Source organism: Bartonella sp. MR30HLJHH, from assembly GCF_042194195.1.
Lineage (GTDB): Bacteria > Pseudomonadota > Alphaproteobacteria > Rhizobiales > Rhizobiaceae > Bartonella > Bartonella grahamii.
Map to the genome: position 1 here is coordinate 1 of NZ_JBHIMO010000054.1, position 3,086 is coordinate 3,086.

The 3,086-nt window shown below is 42.5% G+C and carries 1 pseudogene; it reads left to right on the forward strand.

From position 1 onward, the window contains the following. Positions 1-3,086 (forward strand): annotated as a pseudogene (locus ACFIKR_RS09085) (hypothetical protein); the annotation flags it as partial.

Consider the following 3,086-nt stretch of genomic DNA (forward strand, 5'->3'; position numbering starts at 1 on the left):
CCACGGTCATTTGTGGTTGATAGCTCTGCAGACCAACAGCTTGCACAGGATGATGAGAATACAGATATTATTAATGTATCTAATATCTTGCGGAGTGGTTCAACTGAGGGAATGCAACGTGCTAAAAACAACAATACTATTTTGGGTGATGGGATTGATGTGGGAGGTAGCCATTATGCTGTTGTTGTTGGTGAAAATGCGGCTGTTGATGTTGATAGGATAAATACAAACGGTTCTGTTGTTATTGGGTATGGTGCAAAAACTGGTAACGGTTGGAATGTTCTTGTCGGTTATATGGCAGAAACATTGAAAGGATCGTATGGTTCTGTTGTTTTGGGGCGGGGGGCAAAAACGGAAGGTATATATAGCATTGCAATTGGTGGTGTTGGAGGTACTGGTGAGAGGCAGGATATTGATGAAAAAAATAGAGTACTTGCAGCTGGTAATTATGCAATGGCTCTTGGTTACAGCGCGAAGAATTATGCAGAACAGGGGATTGTTCTTGGTTACAGTGCATCTGCAACGAAGGATGCGCAGTATAGTATTGCTATAGGTTCTGAATCTAAAGTGACAGGTGCGAGAGGTGTTGCTCTAGGCTACCAAGCTTCTGCAGTGGGGGCTAGAGGTGTTGTTATAGGCTCTGGAGCTAAGACATCAGTCCAGAATGATGTTATTGCTATAGGCTCTAACGTTTATGGGGGAGGGGTTGAAAGTGTTGCTATAGGCGTTAGCGCTTCTGCGGTGGGGGGTGCAAGTGTTGTTGTGGGCAACAAAGCTTCTTCGACGGATTCTTTTGGTATTGCTATAGGCCCAGAAGCTTCTGTGACAAAGAGTTTCAGTGTTGCTCTAGGCTACCAAGCTTCTGCGGCGGGGGATAGTGGTGTTGTTATAGGCAACAAAGCTTCTGCGAAGAATTACGGTGTTGCTTTAGGCAGATTCGCTTCTGCGGCGGGGAATTACGGTGTTGCTCTAGGCTCAAAGGCTCAGGTGTCGGTTGATGATGGTGTTGCTATAGGATCGAATTCTAAAGCTGAGAGAAAAGGTGGCGCTTTTGGATATAATCCTTTGCGTAAAGGTGTAGCGAACGGGGATACTTCCGCGGAATGGAAAAGTACCTACGGTAACGTCGCGTTTGGTTCGCGACAACTTTCAGGCGTAGCAGCTGGTCTTGAAGATGGCGATGCAGTGAATGTTTTACAGTTAAAAGCGTTACAAGAATACGTAGACAAAGGTTGGAAACTCTCAGTTGGAGGTGAAAATGGCAAGACCGTTCTTATAGACGATGGAGTAGATTTTTCTGCTGGAAGTAGCAACTTAAATATTACAAAAGGTAATAAAGATAATAAGCTAAAATTTGATTTGGCTAAAGATGTTACATTGACGAGCTTAAAGGCAGGTACAAATACCCTAGACGCAACGGGTCTAGTAATTACTGGAGGTCCGCAAATAACAACGGGTGGTATTGATGCTGGCAGTAAGAAGATAACAGGCATTCAAAGTGGCGCACTCACAGCAGAATCGACCGAAGCGGTCAATGGTTCCCAACTTTTGGCAACAAATACTGAAATTGCCAATGTAAGAGACAGTATTCTTGTTAAGCAAGTAGCAAAGAAGACTTTAACGCGCAGTCTCTCTGATGGAGAAGAAGGTCCTATCACTGTTGGTATGGAAACTGGTGGCAATGAAATCAGTATTCTAAATAAGGACAATGGAGCCCGGAAACTTTCTGGTCTACTCGACGGGGATATCAATGAAAACTCAAAGGAAGCCATAAATGGCTCACAGCTTCATACATTGGGCACTGGGGTTGCTACGTCTTTAGGCGGTGGTGCTAAATATGAAGGTGGCGTATGGACCGCTCCTACATTCAAGGTAAAAACAATCAAGGAAGATGGCAGCCCTGAAGATAAGGATTACTCTGATGTAGCGAGTGCTTTTGCAGGAGTTGGTAGTTCTATCACGAATGTTAAAAACGAGATTACCAAACAAATTAACAATGAAATTGCCAATGTGAAAGGCGATAGCCTTGTTAAGAAAGATGCAACTACAAATCTTATCACTATTGGTAAAGAAGTAGAAGGCAGTGAAATCAACATAGCCAACAAGAAGAACGAGGATAGAACTCTTTCTGGTGTGCAGGCAGCGACCAAGGATAATGAAGCCGTTAACAAAGGACAGCTTGATAAAAGCTTGAAAGAGCTTTCGAACAGTCTTCAGTCAGATGAATCAGCAGTTGTTCATTATGATAAAGATTCAGATGGTAAAACTAATTATAGTAGTGTGACTTTAGGAAAAGCTAAAGATAAGATAGCTGTAGGTCTCCATAATGTTGCTGATGGTAAGATTTCCAAGGATTCACATGATGCAATCACGGGTGGACAGGTTAATACCATAGCTTCGGATTTATCAAAGATTTTAGGTGGCGCTGTATCCTTTGATGGCAAAAACTTTAAAGGGCCAACTTATAATTTATCGAATATTGATGAAAAAGGTGAAGTAACAGATAAACCGTATGAAGGAGTTGAAACAGCCTTTAAAGGACTTGATGATAATATCAAGAATGTTAACGCTCGCATTAAGGAAGTCTCAGAAGGAGTTGCACAAGATTCTTTATTATGGGGTGGAGATGCCTTTGTCGCACAGCATAAAACGGCAGAAGGTAAAAAGGAAAACAGCAAGATCACATCGCTGGCTGATGGTTCTATAGTAGCAGGTTCGAGCGATGCGGTTACGGGTGGTCAGATTAATACCATAGCTGCGAGTTTAGCAAAAATTTTAGGAGGCAAAGCATCGTTTAGTGCTGATGGCACTTTTACAGTTCCCAGCTATGACTTATCGACAGTTTCTAAAGAGGGTAATGTAACAAATAAAGCATATGAGGGAGTTGAAACAGCCTTTAAAGGACTTGATGATAATATCAAGACTGTTAACGATCGTATTAAGGAAGTCTCAGAAGGAGTTGCACAGGATTCCTTGTTATGGAGTGATAAAGCCCATGCTTTTGTCGCCCGTCATGAAAAGAAGCAAGAAGAAGGCAGAGCTGTAGCGACACAAGAAAACAGCAAGATTACGTATCTTGCGGATGG